The sequence below is a fragment of the Bacteroides sp. HF-162 genome (assembly GCF_015679285.1).
GTDB lineage: Bacteria > Bacteroidota > Bacteroidia > Bacteroidales > Bacteroidaceae > Bacteroides > Bacteroides uniformis.
In genome coordinates, this window is record NZ_CP064937.1 from 1,942,066 (window position 1) to 1,958,865 (window position 16,800).

At 48.7% G+C, this 16,800-nt stretch carries 10 protein-coding genes; 9 read left to right on the forward strand and 1 reads right to left on the reverse strand.

Annotation, left to right across the window (positions count from 1 at the left end; all coding sequences use genetic code 11):
- The first annotated feature begins 51 nt into the window (after positions 1–51).
- Positions 52–2,331: a GH92 family glycosyl hydrolase gene (locus tag ITJ87_RS07710; RefSeq protein ID WP_117965955.1), complete on the forward strand. Its 2,280-nt coding sequence runs from the start codon at positions 52–54 to the stop codon at positions 2,329–2,331.
- Between the two features lie 58 nt (positions 2,332–2,389).
- Here the strand turns inward: ITJ87_RS07710 and ITJ87_RS07715 are convergent, their stop codons facing one another.
- Entirely contained in the window at positions 2,390–2,944 is a 555-nt protein-coding gene (locus ITJ87_RS07715) for an RNA polymerase sigma-70 factor (protein WP_117588972.1), read from the reverse strand.
- Positions 2,945–3,162: 218 nt separating this feature from the next.
- Between ITJ87_RS07715 and ITJ87_RS07720 the strand changes: the two genes are divergently transcribed.
- The 8 genes from ITJ87_RS07720 (at position 3,163) to ITJ87_RS07755 (ending at position 16,507) form a co-directional block, all read left to right on the forward strand.
- The gene (locus ITJ87_RS07720) at positions 3,163–4,083 is read left to right on the forward strand and encodes a FecR family protein (RefSeq protein WP_117588973.1); all 921 of its coding nucleotides are present in this window, start codon (positions 3,163–3,165) and stop codon (positions 4,081–4,083) included.
- A 256-nt stretch (positions 4,084–4,339) separates the two neighbouring features.
- Positions 4,340–7,630, forward strand: coding sequence for a TonB-dependent receptor (locus ITJ87_RS07725; protein WP_226791310.1), 3,291 nt, complete (start codon positions 4,340–4,342; stop codon positions 7,628–7,630).
- A gap of 16 nt (positions 7,631–7,646) precedes the next feature.
- Positions 7,647–9,278, forward strand: a complete 1,632-nt coding sequence (locus tag ITJ87_RS07730; RefSeq protein ID WP_117588975.1) for a SusD/RagB family nutrient-binding outer membrane lipoprotein — start codon at positions 7,647–7,649, stop codon at positions 9,276–9,278.
- 33 nt (positions 9,279–9,311) lie between these two features.
- Positions 9,312–10,421: a glycoside hydrolase family 18 gene (locus tag ITJ87_RS07735; protein ID WP_117965958.1), complete on the forward strand. Its 1,110-nt coding sequence runs from the start codon at positions 9,312–9,314 to the stop codon at positions 10,419–10,421.
- Between the two features lie 27 nt (positions 10,422–10,448).
- On the forward strand, positions 10,449–11,600 hold the full coding sequence (locus tag ITJ87_RS07740; protein WP_117588989.1) for a DUF1735 and LamG domain-containing protein: 1,152 nt from the start codon (positions 10,449–10,451) through the stop codon (positions 11,598–11,600).
- 214 nt (positions 11,601–11,814) lie between these two features.
- Positions 11,815–14,100 carry a GH92 family glycosyl hydrolase gene (locus tag ITJ87_RS07745; protein WP_181980947.1) on the forward strand — a complete coding sequence of 762 codons (2,286 nt, stop codon included), beginning with the start codon at positions 11,815–11,817 and terminating at the stop codon, positions 14,098–14,100.
- Between the two features lie 16 nt (positions 14,101–14,116).
- On the forward strand, positions 14,117–15,424 hold the full coding sequence (locus ITJ87_RS07750) for an MFS transporter (RefSeq protein ID WP_117588977.1): 1,308 nt from the start codon (positions 14,117–14,119) through the stop codon (positions 15,422–15,424).
- Positions 15,425–15,532: 108 nt separating this feature from the next.
- Positions 15,533–16,507 carry a glycoside hydrolase family 130 protein gene (locus ITJ87_RS07755; RefSeq protein ID WP_117965961.1) on the forward strand — a complete coding sequence of 325 codons (975 nt, stop codon included), beginning with the start codon at positions 15,533–15,535 and terminating at the stop codon, positions 16,505–16,507.
- Positions 16,508–16,800: the final 293 nt, after the last annotated feature.

Sequence of the window (16,800 nt, forward strand, 5' to 3'; positions counted from 1 at the left end):
TATAACAAGATTCTATTATGAAGCTATACACTTACTTATACAATAAACAATATGAAGAAAAACATGAAATCTAGTTCCATACTGTTGGGCGGACTTTTTCTGCTGGGGGCGGTTTGCAGCTGTACCCAGACGGCACCGGACTATGCGTCTTACGTCAATCCGTTCATCGGTACGGGCGGACATGGGCATACCTATCCCGGAGCGGTAGTTCCCAACGGAATGATTCAGCCCAGCCCCGACACGCGTATCTACGAGTGGGATGCCTGCTCCGGATATTACTATGCAGATACTACTATCAACGGATTTTCACATACTCACGTCAGCGGTACGGGTTGTGCCGATTACGGGGATGTGTTGCTGATGCCCACTGTAGGGCGGCAGGATTACCACTCTATGGGCTCGAAGAGCCAGCAGATGGCGTACGCCTCTGCCTTTTCCCACGAGAATGAAACAGCCGAACCGGGATATTATTCCGTATTTTTGGACCGCTACGGGGTGAAAGCCGAACTGACCTCTACCAAACGTGCGGCGATTCATCGCTATACCTTCCCGAAAGCGGAAGATGCAGGCTTTATCCTCGACTTGGATTATAGCATTCAGCGCCAGAAGAATGAACAGATGGAGCTGGAAGTAATCAGCGATACTGAAATCCGTGGACGCAAGAAGACTGTATATTGGGCTTTCGACCAGTATATCAACTTCTACGCCAAGTTCTCCAAACCATTTACCTATACGCTGGTCACGGACTCCATGGCATTGGACGAAGGCGGTCCGCTTCTGCCTACAGCTAAAGCTTTACTGCAATTCCAGACGGAGCCCAATGAGGAGGTATTGGTAAAGGTTGGTGTGTCTGCCGTGGATATGGACGGTGCCCGCAAGAATGTGGAAGCCGAAATCTCCGGATGGGATTTTGACGGTGTGCGCCGTGCTGCCCGCCAGCAGTGGAACACTTATCTCTCCAAGATTGACATCGATACGAAGGACAACGACCAGCGTACCATGTTCTACACGGCACTTTACCACACGGGCATGCAGCCCAACTTATTTACCGATGTCGACGGACGTTACTTTGGTATGGACTTGAAGCCCCATCAAGGCAGGGTGGACGAGCCTGTCTACACCATTTTCTCTTTATGGGACACTTTCCGTGCCTATCATCCGCTGATGACGATTATCGATCCAGAACTGAACGAGGCCTTCATCCGTTCGCTCATCCAGAAGTCCCGCGAGGGCGGCGTCCTGCCTATGTGGGAACTGGCCGGAAACTATACGGGTACCATGATTGGTTATCATGCAGCTTCCCTCATAGCGGATTCGTATGTAAAGGGATACCGTAACTTCGACGTGCAGGAGGCCTATAAGGCTTGCCTCCGTACGGCAGAATACGATACGACGGGCATTATCACGCATCCTTTGGTTGTGCCGCATCTGATGCCGCAGGCCAAGTACTGGAAGAACAAGATTGGCTACGTGCCTTGCGACAAAGACAATGAGTCCGTGGCAAAAGCGCTGGAGTATGCTTACGATGACTGGTGCATCTCTGTACTGGCAGGTGCCTTGGACGACGAAGTCAACCGCGACAAGTATGCTGCCTTTGCCGAGGGATATAAAGTTTATTTCGATCCGAGTACCCGTTTCATGCGTGGACTGGACAGTGAGGGCAACTGGCGTACGCCTTTCAACCCCCGCGCATCCAATCACCGTAACGATGACTATTGCGAAGGCACTGCCTGGCAGTGGACTTGGTTCGTTCCCCACGATGTAGACGGATTGGTAGAACTGATGGGAGGACGCGACGCTTTCATCGGCAAGTTGGATTCTCTGTTCACTGCCGATTCCAAGCTGGAAGGTGAATCGACTTCGGTGGATATTTCCGGTCTGATAGGCCAGTATGCTCACGGCAATGAGCCGAGCCATCACATTGCCCATCTCTACAACTACGTAGGCCAGCCCTGGCGTACGCAGGAGATTGTGGATGAGGTGCTGCATACGCTTTACTTCAACAACCCCGACGGACTTTCGGGCAATGAAGACTGCGGACAGATGTCTGCATGGTACATTCTGAATGCGATGGGCTTCTATCAGGTATGCCCCGGCAAGTCGGTATATTCCATCGGACGCCCGCTGTTCAACGAGGCGACCGTTCATCTGAAAGACGGCAAGTCGTTCAAGGTGATAGCCCACAACAATAGCCGCGATAACAAGTATGTGCAGAGCATTGTGCTGAACGGCAATAAGCTGGAGACTCCATTCTTCACGCATCAGGATATAGTGGACGGCGGTACACTGGAACTGACTATGGGCAGCGAACCGCTGAAGCCGGAAGAGTAAATGGATTATTATGCTCACAAGATTCCCTGATGAGCAATACCTTTAATAAGGTGGAGTCCTACCGGGAAATGAATAGCAGCAGCAACGGCATGTATTCTTTTAGCTCGTTGCGCAGAAATTCCAATGTTTTTTGTTTATAGCGGTTGACTGACTTCACACTAAGGTTCAGCTCTTCCGCTATTTCTGTATGCGTTTTTCCCTTGAAGAAGCTCTCGATGAAGACAATGCGGTAGCTCTCGGGAAGCTTGTTCAGGGTACCGTACAGCATCCGGTACATTTCGTCTAAGGTATATACACTGTCCGGTTCCGTTTCGTAGACAGGGGTTTTCTTTTTGACGACTTCCGCATAATTCCATTCATATTCCTGATGCTTCAGGTAGTTCAGGCAATTGTTCCTCACGCACATCTTGAGGTAACCCAATATCGTTTTCGGGTCTATCTCGAAGTTGTCCATGTTGTTCCATAGGGAGGCGAATACTTCGGAAACAATGTCTTCGCGAGTCTCTTTATTGTCAACAAAACGCTTGGCATACAAGCAGAAGGGGGCATAGTACTCCTCGTAGAGCTGCTTGAATACTTGTTTCTTGCTTTGTTCATTAAGAGATAGTTTCATAATATATCTACAGTATTTCGAAGGCAAATATACAATAAGAAAGTCAAATAAAAGGTTCTTTTTGAAATTTAAAAGAACAAAGCTGTGGCAATAGGCAAGTAGTATTTTGTTATTAAGGACCCAATTGAAAAAACTTTGTTTTAGCTGTCCCTTTTTGATTTCCCGATTGTATTATCTATGTAATTGCAATTATAAATAGGTTATAAGGTTTAGAGATTATGGAAAAATTAGATTCGGATTTATTGTTTCGGAAAGCACAAGCATTGGGAGATGATATCCGGGAAATGGAATCAATTGATGTGGCCAAAGCTTTTGAACGGACACAGCAGTTGATAAGGAAAAAGCGGGGTAGGCAGATGTATGATAGCTTGATGCGCTATGCCGCATTCTTGACGTTACCTTTGCTGATGATTTCGCTGACGTTGGGCTACTTATATTTCAGTGGACCGGAAGCGGTAGACTGCTACGCCGAAGTCACGGCTGCCAAAGGTTCGGTCATCCGTTATGAGCTTCCTGACCATTCGGTGGCGTGGCTCAATGCGGGAAGTACCTTGCGTTATCCCATAGTTTTCAGGAAAGACAATCGGAGCGTGGAACTGAAAGGGGAAGCGTATTTTGAAGTGCAGGCCGACAAGAAACGTCCTTTTTATGTGAACACACTGGATGGATTGAGTGTATATGTATACGGAACGAAGTTCAACGTGGCTGCCTACGAGGATGAAGAACTTATTGGTACGGTGTTGGAGAAAGGTAAGGTAAATGTGGTAACCCCCAATCAGGAGACAATGGAATTGTTACCCGGAGAGCAGTTGCTTTACAATCGGAACAGTCGGAAATGGATTAAAAATAAAGTGGATGTCTACGAGAAGGTGGCTTGGAAAGACGGAAAGCTGATTTTCAGGAATGCGACGTTGGAAGAGATATTCAAAAGGCTTTCAAGGCATTTCAATGTGGATATTGAGTTTGACAATAGGTTGGGAAAGGAATACAAGTACCGGGCGACTTTCCACAAAGAGACCTTGCAGCAGATTTTGGATTATCTGGCAAAGTCGGCAGCCTTGAAGTGGAGGGTGGAAGATGCTGCGCAGCAGGCAGACGATACCCTTACGAAGGCTAGGATTATAGTAAACTTATATTAGTAACCCTTAAAACCATAAAGAGCCTATGATATAGTATAAGAAGAGCAAAAACAAAAAAGGAAGAAAACTGTCCCCACAGCTTTCTTCCCTACTCATTAAAAAACTCACGGATTTTGGTTTAGCAGACAAGAAGCCGTGAATCAAACCTTAGTTCATTTAGTAATAAACTTTAGTTAACCGCAAATGTATGAAAAATAATCATTCATTTAGTGCAGTATGCCTTAAATATACCTTAAAATTAAAACTTCCTTTACCTATGAGGATAAGTCTAATACTACTTTTTGCTGTTGTATTACAGCTTCCTGCCAGTAACGGGTACGCCCAGCGGACGCGAGGCTCCTTTTCTATGTCGAGTGTTTCCATAGAAAATGTATTGAATAAGATAGAGGAGAACTCCGACTATGTGTTCCTCTATAATAACAAGACGATTCAGGCAGACCGCATTGTTTCGGTAAACAGCCGGTCGGGAAAGATAACAGAGATCCTGGATGACATGTTTCGTGGAACAAATGTCACTTATACATTGGTAGACAATCAGATAATCTTGTCCACGAAACAGATAAAGCAACAAGAACCCAAAATCAAGGTGGACGGCGTGGTCAAGGATGCTACCGGCGAACCGCTGATTGGCGTCAACGTGAAGGTGAAGAATACCATTGCCGGTACCATTACTGATTTGGACGGCAAGTTCAACTTGGCGGTAAACAAGGGGGACGTTCTCGAAATCTCTTATGTGGGATATACTACTAAGGAAATCAAGATAATAGACGATCGAATCCTGAATGTGCTGTTGGAAGAAGATTCGCAGAAGCTGAACGAGGTAGTGGTCACTGCCCTGGGTATCAAGCGTGCCGAGAAAGCGTTGAGCTACAACGTGCAGCAGGTGAAACAAGACGAGCTGGTCCGTGTGAAGGATGCTAACTTCGTGAACTCGCTGAGCGGAAAGATTGCCGGTGTAAGCATCAACAAGAGTGCTAGCGGCGTGGGAGGAGCTACCCGCGTGGTGATGCGTGGAGCCAAGTCCATCGAGGGCGACAACAATGCACTCTACGTGGTGGACGGTATCCCTTTGTTCAACACCAATATGGGGAATACGGACAGCGGTATCATGGGTGAGGGCAAGGCCGGAACGGAAGGTATTGCTGACTTCAACCCCGAAGACATCGAAAGCCTCTCCGTGTTGAGCGGCCCTTCGGCAGCCGCCTTGTACGGTAGCAGCGCCGCCAACGGGGTGATTCTGATTACTACCAAAAAGGGCAAGGAAGGAAAACTTTCCGTCCAGTTCTCTTCTTCCACGGAGTTTAGCAAAGCCTACATGACACCGGAGTTCCAGAGCACCTACGGCAATAAAAAGGACATGTACGAAAGCTGGGGAGAAAAGCTGGCTACCCCTTCTGCCTACGATCCGAAGGACGACTTCTTCAATACCGGAACCAACTTCATCAACTCGTTGACATTGACCACGGGCACCAAGCAGAACCAGACGTTCGCGTCCGTATCATCCACCAACTCGGCCGGTATTGTGCCCAATAACTCTTACGACCGTCTGAACTTCACTATCCGCAACACTGCCACCTTCTTCAAGGATAAACTGCAACTCGACCTGGGCGCGTCGTATGTGAAGCAGAAAGACCGCAACATGGTGTCGCAAGGACAGTACTGGAATCCGGTGATGGCTGCCTACCTCTTCCCGCGGGGAGAAAACTTTGAAGACATCAAGACTTTTGAGCGTTATGATGACAGCCGTAAGTTTCCCGTACAATACTGGCCGGTGTCCGAACCTACCTACGCTTCGCAGAACCCTTACTGGACTGCCTACCGCAATGTGGCTACCAACGAGAAGAGCCGCTACATGTTCAACGTGGGGCTGACCTACAAGATTACCGACTGGCTGAACGCCGCCGCACGCTTCCGCATGGACGATACGCATGTGCTCTTCGAACGCAAGATTTACGCCACTTCCGACCAGAAGTTTGCCGAGGGAAAGAAAGGACATTATGGCTACAGCAACTATAACGACCGCCAAGAATACGCCGACTTCATGCTGAATGTCAACAAGCATATCCGGGACTTCAGCATTGCTGCTAACTTGGGCTGGAGCTATTCTAACTATTGGCTATTGGAGAGAGGATATAAAGGAACATTGAGCCTGGTACCCAATAAATTCGTGGCAGTCAACATCGACCCGGCCAATGGACGTGTCTCCGAAAAGGGCGGTGATAGCCGCGTGCGCAACCATGCCGTCTTTGCCAATGTGGAATTAGGCTGGAAGAGTATGCTTTACTTGACGCTGACCGGACGTAACGACTGGAACTCCCGTCTGGTGAACACCGACGAAGAGTCCTTCTTCTATCCTTCCGTAGGTTTGTCGGCCATCATTTCCGAAATGGTAGATTTGCCCCGGTTCATTTCTTACTTGAAGGTACGTGGTTCCTTTACCGAAGTGGGCGCTCCAATTTCCCGTTCCGGTCTGACTCCCGGTACGGTGACAACTCCCATTGACGGCGGTACGGTGAAGCCTACCTATATCTATCCGTTTACCGACTTCAAGGCAGAGCGTACCCGTTCGTATGAATTCGGTTTAAGTTTGCGTTTGTGGAACAAGTTGAGTGCAGAAGTCACTTACTACCATTCCAATACCAAGAACCAGACTTTCTTGGGTAACTTGCCTGAATTTACCGGTTACAAGCAGATTTACTTGCAGGCCGGTAATGTGGAGAACCGCGGATGGGAAGCCTCTTTGGGTTACAATGACAAGCTGAAGAACGGACTGGCATTCTCCTCCACATTGACATTTTCGCGTAACGTCAACAGAATTAAAGAAATGGTGGATGGTTACCATACTGATTTGTTGGACGATCCCATCCAGATTTCTGAAGTTGTGAAAGATGGCGGACGTATCATTTTGAGGAAAGGTGGCAGCATTCACGACATTTACGCCAATACCTTCTTGAAGAAAGATCATCAGGGTTATGTAGAGATAAAGAGTGACGGTACGTTTGAACTGGATAATAGCGGTAAGCCCGTCTATTTGGGCAAGACTTCCCCCGACTTCAATATGGGATGGAACAACTCCTTGTCGTACAAAGGACTCGGACTCAGCTTCCTGCTCAACGGACGTTTCGGAGGTGTGGTTACCTCCTCTACCGAAGCATTGCTCGACCGTTTCGGCGTGTCGAAGCGTTCGGCCGAGGCACGTGACAATGGCGGTGCATTATTGCCGGGACAGGGCAGGGTAGATGCAAAGACCTACTACCAGATGATTGGTACAGGAGGTTACGAGACCTCCGGCTACTATGTCTACAGCGCTACCAACATCCGTTTGCAGGAGTTGACACTCAGCTACACCATGCCCAACCGCTGGTTTGGCAACGTACTGAAGGACGTGACGGTTTCCTTCATTGCCAACAATCCCTGGATGTTGTACTGCGAGGCTCCGTTCGACCCCGAACTGACTCCCTCTACCGCCACCTACGGACAAGGCAACGATTACTTTATGCAGCCAAGTGTGCGTAGCTTTGGCTTTGGTATTAAATTCAAATTATAACAGACCGACTTTTAATATGAAAAAGATAAATCAATATAAGCTTTTAGCGGGAATATATGCCCTAGCATTGTTGGCATCCTGCGATTACGAGGAAATCAATACCAATTGGGCTGAAATGAACGAGAAGGAAGAAGCCATGGACGGTGTTGCCGTCGGAGGATTGGTGACAACGATGGAGCAGACCGTCTTCCCGGTAGGGACACAAGCCGACGATACGGACATCATCAACATGTACCAGACCGACTATCATCTGTCTGCCGACTGCTGGAGTGGATTCTTCTCACAAAACAACTCTTGGAACGGTGGTAACAACAATACCAGTTATTATTTGATTGACGGATGGATTAAGGGTACTTATGCACGTTCTTATACCAATGCACTCGACCCGTGGAAAAAATTGAAAGCCGCTTCTGAAAAGAACGACACTCCCGAAGTTTTTGCCTTGGCACAAGTATTGAAGATTTCGGCTTGGCACAAGGCGTTGGAGAGTTTCGGGCCGATGCCTTATTCACATGCAGCCGATGCTACGATGAACATTCCTTTCGACTTGGAGAAGGACATATATGCTGCCATGTTCAAAGACTTGGCCGATGCTGTGGAGGTTTTGACCAAGAAAGCGGATGCCGGGGTGACCATTATGGAAGATTATGATGCGGTTTATGCGGGTGACTCTAGGAAATGGGTGAAGTATGCCAATTCGCTGATGCTTCGTCTGGCGATGCGCGTACGTTTTGCCGATACCGAACTGGCAAAGCGGTATGCGGCTTTGGCCGTGAAACACTCCATCGGAGTGATGACCTCCAAAGACGAAGAGGCGCAGATGAGTTCGGGTGCGGGCATCACTTTCCGCAACAACATCGAGTGGTTGGCCGAGCAGTACAATGAATCGCGCATGGGGTCGTCCATGTTCTCTTACCTGATGGGTTACGAAGACCCACGTCTGAGCGCTTACTTCAAACCGGTGGATGACAAATGTACTTTGGGACAGTTGGCATTCGATGGCAAGAAATATCAAGCCATTCCTGCCGGGCATCTTTACGGGCAGAACGATGTCTATACGACATTCTCAAAGCCGAATATCAAAGGTGACACTCCGACCTATTGGATGCGTGCTTCCGAAGTCTATTTCTTACGTGCTGAAGCTGCTTTGGTGTGGGGAGGTGAATTCGGTAATGCCGACGAACTCTACAAGCAAGGTATTGGGATGTCGTTCCAGGAAAACGGGGTGACAGCTTCGGTCGATGATTACATGAACTCCGGCAATGTACCAATCAAGCATGAGTTCGGTGGTTCTTACTCTTGCAGTTTTTCCGCCCCTCGTGCCGTTACAGTCAAGTTTGAAGGCAGCCGGGAAGAAAAATTGGAGAAGATTATTATCCAGAAGTGGCTTGCGCTCTTTCCCAACGGTCAAGAGGCTTGGACGGAGTGGAGAAGAACTGGCTATCCCGACTTGAATCCGGTGATGGCAAACAGAGGTTCGTTCCAAGGAGCCACCATTGAAAAAGGAGTGCGCCGAATGATTTATCCGACCAGTTTCCATCAGACAACGGAGGACGAGGCCAACTATCAGGCCATCCTGAAGTTGCTCAATAATGGGAAGGGTGGTGAAGACAAATCTTCTACCCGTCTGTGGTGGGATTGCAAGTGATAAACGATGTCTTACGTTAGAAATAAGAAAAATATGAAAAAATTGAAGAAACTATTATATATTGTTCCGTTGCTTGGTTTGATGGCTACTGCCTGCACGGATATTGAGAGCATTGAGATAGATCATATCGGTGGTAACAATACCAAAGATGACGTGGAGAGCGAAGCGTACTATGCCGACTTGCGCGCGTATAAAGAAACCGCCAAGAATTATGGCCGCCCCGTTGCGTTCGGCTGGTTTTCCAACTGGGCGCCGACGGGAGCCATGCGGAGGGGGTATCTCACTTCTGTGCCCGATAGTATGGATATCATATCTATGTGGAGCGGTGCCCCAGGACGTTATGAAATCACTGAGGCGCAGAAGAAAGACAAGGAGTTTGTGCAAAAAGTGAAAGGCATCAGGTTATTGGAAGTCTGCCTGCTTTCACACTTGGGCAAAGGGCGCACCCCTACTTCGGTATACGATGAAGTGGAAAAAAAAGCCATAGAAGAGGGTTGGAGCGAAGCTAAGCTGACAGAAGAAAGAAAGTTTGCTCGCTGGGACTTCTGGGGGTTTACTTCGCATGACTTGAACAACAAGGAAGAGCTGGAACGGGCTCTTTCCAAATTTGCCAAAGCCATCTGTGACTCGTTGGTGACCGGCGAGTGGGACGGATATGATATCGACTGGGAACCGGGTAACGGTTTCAATGATTCCGACGGTACTATCGGCAGCCGTAACATCGGTTTCGTGGTGAAAGAGTTGGGCAAATACATCGGTCCTAAGAGCGACCCGGAGAACAAAGGGCATAAACTGCTATGCATCGACGGGCATATCAATGATTTCTTGCCTGAGATAGAAGATTATGTGGATTACTGGATAACTCAGGCGTATGGGCAAGCTTCTCCTTATTTGCATTCGCCTGGCAATATCAATGAGAAACTCATTGTCACGGAGAACTTCGAATCGTTTGCTTCCAATGGAGGGCAATTGTTGAAACAGGCCGCCTGGATGCCGGAAGAAGGGTATAAAGGCGGTGTGGGAGCTTATCGCTTTGATAATGACTATGACAATGCACCCGATTATAAATGGATGCGTCAAGCCATACAGATTAATCAGCGTGTGTTCAACGAATGGAAAGAAAGCAAAGGAAAAAATAAGTAGTGAATCAAATTTTAGAATATGAAAGATATGAATAAATATTTGTTGAAATATATGGTGTTTTGCTTCATAGCCATGCTGTCGGTCAGTTGCAATGATAGCGAAAGTGATTTGCTGGAACCTAAGGTCTATTTTGAAGAAAGGGAGTACCGGATAGAGGTGGAAGAGGGCGAAGCGATGACCCATGAGTTGCGGGCACGTGTGTCATCCTTGTGTGCTTCGCAGGTAGAGGTGTCTTATGAAGTGGCCGATACTTCTGTAATTGAGGCTTATAACAAAAAGTATGGAACGGAATATGAGATGTTCGATGCTACTGCCGTAGATTTGGGAAATGCTGTTGCCACTGTTCCTTCCGGAGAGGTGTATGCCGGATCGGTATCGGTGAAATTTTCTAAGTTGGATAAGGTGGAAGAAGGTAAGTCTTATCTGCTTCCGGTGCGTGTACGGTCTGCTTCTCTACCGGTTTCCCAAGGGGGAGATGTGGTTTATTTTATCCTCCACAAGCCCGTGCGGATTATGAAGGTGGCTCGTGTGTATAACAATTATGTGAGGATACCTTTGCTTCCCGGTACCCAATTCACATCCGTTACTTACGAAGCATTGATTTATATTGATTTCTTTGGAAACAACAATACTGTTATGGGATGCGAGGGAACTCTGATTTTCCGTATCGGTGATGCACCTTTGCTGGAGAAAGACCATTTGCAGATTGCAGGCAAATCGGAATACAGCGTTTCTCAGGCTTTGGGAACCGGGAAATGGTATCACGTGGCGTTCACTTACAATCAGCCTACCGGCAAGACTGCCATCTTCATCAATGGAGAAAAAGCTTCCGAAGCGGTTTGGGATATTCCGAGCTTCGATTTCGGTAAGGGCGACTTCTTTATCGGTAAGGTGGCCGGATTCATGTGGGGCGAACGTCCGTTCTATGGTCGCATGAGCGAAGTCAGACTTTGGAATGTGTCGCGCACGGAGAGTCAAATCAAGGAAAACATGATTACGGTTGACCCGAAATCGGAAGGCCTTGCTGCTTATTATAAGTTGAACGGAACCGACCAGTTCCAAGACGGAGAGACGTGGAAAGTGAAAGATGCTTCCGGTCATGGAATGGACGGATTGGTGAATGGAGGCGATAAAGCCCTCGGCATCGTGGAATTGGATGAACCGATAACTATTAAATAGCAGGATTCCGGTTTGGATATGAATGCAAGTTCTTGCAACTACCAATTACAAGAACTTGCATTCTTTCTTTTACCGACATGTCTTTATTCTTTATCCTTCTATTCTGCTAATTAAAATTAAAAAATAATCTGCAGTATTAGTGTTTTTGCCGAGTGAATTGTTTTATTAACCAATAAAAGGCAAAAGAATGTGTCTCAATAAACTTAAATTTAGGATGAAAAACATGAAATCTATTGCATGGCAAGCCGGATGTCTCTTGTGGTTGGGCATGGCGGTATGCAACTGTACTCCGGCTTCTTCAGGGGAAGACTATGCATCTTACGTAAATCCGTTTATCGGTACGGGTGGGCACGGACATACCTATCCGGGCGCAGTGGTACCCAACGGGATGATTCAGCCGAGCCCCGACACGCGCATCTTTCAGTGGGATGCTTGTTCCGGTTATTACTATGCCGATTCCACCATTAACGGATTCTCGCACACGCACCTCAGTGGAACGGGTTGCGGTGATTATGGCGATGTGCTGCTGATGCCCACCGTGGGCCGTCAGGACTATCATGCGATGGGGAAGAAGAGCCAGCAAATGGCATACGCCTCGCCTTTCTCGCACGGGCGGGAGAAGGCAGAACCGGGATATTATTCCGTATTCCTCGACCGTTATGGCGTACAAGCCGAGTTGACCTCTACCAAGCGCGCCGCCATTCATCGCTACACGTTTCCCAAGTCTGGGAAAGCAGGATTTATCCTTGACCTTGACTACAGCCTCCAGCGTCAGAAGAATGAAGAGATGAAGCTGGAAGTCATCAGTGATACAGAAATCCGCGGACATAAGAAAACCGTTTACTGGGCTTTCGATCAATACATAAACTTCTATGCCAAGTTCTCCAAACCGTTTACTTATACAATGGTGACCGATTCCATGGCATTGGATGAAGGGGAACCGCTGCTGCCCACCGCCAAGGTGCTATTGCAATTCCAGACGGAGAAGGATGAGCAGGTGATGGTGAAGGTGGGTGTTTCAGCTGTGGATATGGACGGTGCCCGCCGGAATGTGGAAGCGGAGATACCCGGATGGGATTTTGACGGAGTGCGTCGGGCAGCCCGCCAATCATGGAATGAATACCTTGCCAAGATAGATATCGAGACGGAGGATGAAGACCAGCGTACCATGTTCTATACGGCGCTTTATCATACGGGTATGCAGCCCAATCTGTTTACCGATGCCGACGGGCGTTATTTTGGCATGGATTTGAAAGTGCATCAGGGTAGCGTGGAAGAGCCCGTCTATACCATTTTCTCTTTGTGGGACACGTTCCGTGCCTACCACCCGTTGATGACGATTATCAATCCGGATTTGAACCAAGCCTTCATCCGCTCGCTCATCCAGAAGGAGCGCGAAGGCGGTGTATTTCCCATGTGGGAATTGGCGGGCAACTATACGGGCACGATGATAGGCTATCATGCTGCCTCCCTTGTGGCAGATGCCTATATGAAGGGCTATCGCGACTTTGATGTACAGAAGGCATACCGCGCTTGCCTGCGTGTGGCGGAGTATGACACTACTGGTATTATCACCCATCCTTTGGTATTGCCTCATTTGATGCCGCAGGCCAAATATTGGAAGAACAAGGTCGGTTACGTGCCTTGCGACAAGGATAATGAAGCAGTAGCTAAGGCCTTGGAGTATGCCTACGATGACTGGTGCATCTCTGTGCTGGCCGGTGAGTTGGGCGACACGCTGAACCAACGGAAGTATGCTGATTTCAGCAAGGGCTATCAGAACTATTTCGATCCAGTTACCCGTTTTATGCGTGGACTGGATAGCAAAGGCAATTGGCGTACGCCGTTCAATCCCCGCTCTTCCAACCATCGCAGTGATGACTATTGTGAGGGGACTGCCTGGCAATGGACCTGGTTTGTTCCTCACGATGTGGAGGGACTGGTGGAACTGATGGGAGGCCGTGAAGCTTTTATCGGTAAGTTGGACTCGCTGTTCGTGGCCGATTCTTCACTGGAAGGTGAACTAGTGTCTGCCGACATTTCCGGCCTGATAGGGCAGTATGCCCATGGTAATGAGCCGAGTCACCATATCATTCACTTCTACAACTATGTGGGCCAACCCTGGCGCACGCAGGAGTTGGTGGACGAGGTACTGCAGACGCTTTATTTCAACAATCCGAACGGGCTTTCGGGTAATGAAGACTGTGGGCAGATGTCGGCATGGTATGTACTGAATGCCATGGGCTTCTACCAAGTTTGCCCAGGCCGTCCGCTCTATTCCATCGGTCGCCCGTTGTTCGACAAGGCGACAGTGAACCTTAAGGATGGAAAGAAATTCACGGTGGTGGCCACGGACAACAGTCGTACGAACAAGTATGTTCAGAAGATGTTGTTGAACGGCGAGGAATTGGTACGCCCGTTCTTTACGCATCAGGACATAACGGACGGTGGCACTTTGGAGTTGATAATGGGCGACAAGCCGGTAAAGACAAACAATTGATAACGTGCGATTAGTTATGAATCACAATAATTACCGTAACCCGGTTTCCTGGGTGCCTTCCGTTTATTTTGCCATGGGGCTGCCTTTCATTGCAGTCAACCTGGTCTCTACGTTCATGTTTAAGGATTTGGGCATATCCGACACGCAGATTGCCTTCTGGACTTCTATCATCATGATGCCCTGGACGTTGAAGTTCCTTTGGAGTCCGTTCCTGGAGATGTACCGCACAAAGAAGTTCTTTGTGGTTATCACCCAGTTGTTGAGCGGATTGCTGTTCGGACTGGTGGCTTTTTCGTTGAAGTTCGATTACTTTTTTGCCATTAGTATTTCGACAATGGCAGTCATCGCTTTCAGCGGAGCCACGCACGATATAGCCTGCGATGGCGTGTATATGGCGGAACTGTCACCTGCCGACCAAGCCAAGTACATCGGTGTGCAGGGGGCTTTCTACAACATCGCCAAATTGGTGGCGAACGGCGGACTGGTGGCGATGGCGGGTATGCTGGCCCAGAGTTTCGGGGCGATGGAAGGCCGTTCTATGCAGGAGAACATGTCTGCTTATAAGGAAGCGTGGATGATTATCTTTATCGTCATTGCCGTGTTGCTGTTGCTGTTGGGGGGGTATCATTCACGGATGTTGCCGTGCACGCAGAAGCGGCAGGACGCCAAGCGTTCGGGCGCGGAGGTGATGCGGGAACTGTGGGCGGTGATAAGGAATTTCTTCACAAAGCGCCACATCTTCTATTACATTTGCTTCATTATCCTCTACCGCTTTGCTGAAGGGCTTGTGATGAAGATTGCACCGCTCTTCTTGCGCTCCTCGCGTGAGGTGGGGGGATTGGGGCTTTCGCTTACTGAAATCGGTACGTTGAACGGTGTCTTCGGTTCAGCGGCTTTTGTGCTGGGATCCTTGTTGGCAGGCATCTACGTGTCGAAGCGCGGGCTGAAGAAGACGCTGTTTTCGCTCTGCATCGTGTTCAACTTTCCGTTCGTGGCCTACACGCTACTCGCCATTTATCAACCGGAGAACCTTTATCTGATAGGTGCGGGCATCGTGGCGGAGTATTTCGGTTACGGCTTCGGCTTCGTGGGGCTGACGTTGTTCATGATGCAGCAGATTGCTCCCGGCAAGCATCAGATGTCACACTACGCCTTTGCTTCCGGCATCATGAATTTGGGAGTGATGCTTCCGGGGATGATGAGTGGTTTCTTTAGTGATTTGTTGGGGTACGAGAAGTTCTTCACTTACGTGCTGTTGGCCGCCGTACCGTCGTTGCTGATAACATACTTCATTCCCTTTACGCATGACGATGAGGTGAAGTAAGCTTTGCAGCATGAATGAGACTTGTTGCATAAAAAACTATTGAATAAAAGAATATAATCTGTGCCCATCTGTGTAATCTGTGGTGCAAAGATAAAAATCCAAAATATTATGAACAATAAATTTACTTCAATCCCTTGGGAAGAGCGTCCGGCAGATTGTGCGGACGTGATGTGGCGTTATTCGCAGAATCCCGTTATCGGACGTTACCATATTCCGACGTCCAACAGTATCTTCAATAGTGCAGTGGTGCCTTTTGGCGACGGATTTGCCGGTGTGTTCCGTTGTGACAACCGGGCGGTGCAGATGAATATTTTTGCCGGTTTCAGCAAGGACGGCATCCACTGGGAAATAGAGCATGAGCCAATCAAGTTCAAGGCCGGGAATACGGACATGATAGAGTCCGAATATAAATACGACCCGCGCGTGACATGGATTGAGGATCGCTACTGGATTACGTGGTGCAACGGCTACTACGGTCCCACCATCGGTATCGGCTATACTTTCGATTTCAAGGAGTTCTTCCAGTGCGAGAATGCTTTCTTGCCTTTCAATCGCAACGGTGTATTGTTGCCTCAGAGGTTCGATGGCAAATATGCACTCTTGAGCCGTCCCAGCGACAGTGGCCATACACCTTTTGGCGACATCTACATCAGCTTCAGCCCCGACATGAAGTTCTGGGGCGAACACCGCCATGTGATGGCTCCCACACCTTTCCCCGAAAGTGCCTGGCAATGCACCAAGATAGGGGCGGGTTCGGTACCGTTCCTCACGGACGAAGGTTGGCTGATGTTCTATCACGGCGTGATAACCACTTGCAACGGTTTCCGTTACTCCATGGGGGCGGCTATTCTGGATAAGGACAATCCTGCCAAGTTGCTCTACCGCACCCGTGAGTATCTGCTTGCGCCTGCTGCTCCATACGAACTGGCAGGCGATGTACCCAATGTGGTGTTCCCTTGCGCAGCATTGCAGGATGGAGAACGTGTAGCTGTATACTACGGTGCAGCCGATACGGTAGTGGGGCTTGCCTTTGGCTATATCCGCGAGATTCTGGAGTTCACGAAGCGCACAAGTATTTTGTAAGCACCAAGCAGTTGGCAGGCGCTTGGTATTGCTGAAAAAAACGTCTGCCGTAACTGTCTTATACTTAGTGAAATATCACTGCAAAGATACTGCATGCTTTTTGCAGTGATACTGCAGAGCCGTTGCAGCGCCACTGCAAAGCCGTTGCAGCGCCACTGCAAAGCTGATGCAGCGTTACTGCAAAGCTGTTGCAGCGCTACTGCAAAGTAGTTTGCAGTGTCACTGCAGACCGTTTGCAGTAACGCTGCAGAGTGCATGCAATGACACCGGCATGGGTAGCGTGCTCACTAACT

Bases quoted from the DNA above. Each gene is read 5' to 3' on its own strand.
- ITJ87_RS07740 (WP_117588989.1), top strand. From the start codon at position 10,449: ATGAATAAATATTTGTTGAAATATATGGTGTTTTGCTTCATAGCCATG.
- ITJ87_RS07735 (WP_117965958.1), top strand. From the start codon at position 9,312: ATGAAAAAATTGAAGAAACTATTATATATTGTTCCGTTGCTTGGTTTG.
- ITJ87_RS07730 (WP_117588975.1), top strand. From the start codon at position 7,647: ATGAAAAAGATAAATCAATATAAGCTTTTAGCGGGAATATATGCCCTA.
- ITJ87_RS07715 (WP_117588972.1), bottom strand. From the start codon at position 2,944: ATGAAACTATCTCTTAATGAACAAAGCAAGAAACAAGTATTCAAGCAG.
- ITJ87_RS07755 (WP_117965961.1), top strand. From the start codon at position 15,533: ATGAACAATAAATTTACTTCAATCCCTTGGGAAGAGCGTCCGGCAGAT.
- ITJ87_RS07720 (WP_117588973.1), top strand. From the start codon at position 3,163: ATGGAAAAATTAGATTCGGATTTATTGTTTCGGAAAGCACAAGCATTG.
- ITJ87_RS07725 (WP_226791310.1), top strand. From the start codon at position 4,340: ATGAGGATAAGTCTAATACTACTTTTTGCTGTTGTATTACAGCTTCCT.
- ITJ87_RS07710 (WP_117965955.1), top strand. From the start codon at position 52: ATGAAGAAAAACATGAAATCTAGTTCCATACTGTTGGGCGGACTTTTT.
- ITJ87_RS07750 (WP_117588977.1), top strand. From the start codon at position 14,117: ATGAATCACAATAATTACCGTAACCCGGTTTCCTGGGTGCCTTCCGTT.
- ITJ87_RS07745 (WP_181980947.1), top strand. From the start codon at position 11,815: ATGAAAAACATGAAATCTATTGCATGGCAAGCCGGATGTCTCTTGTGG.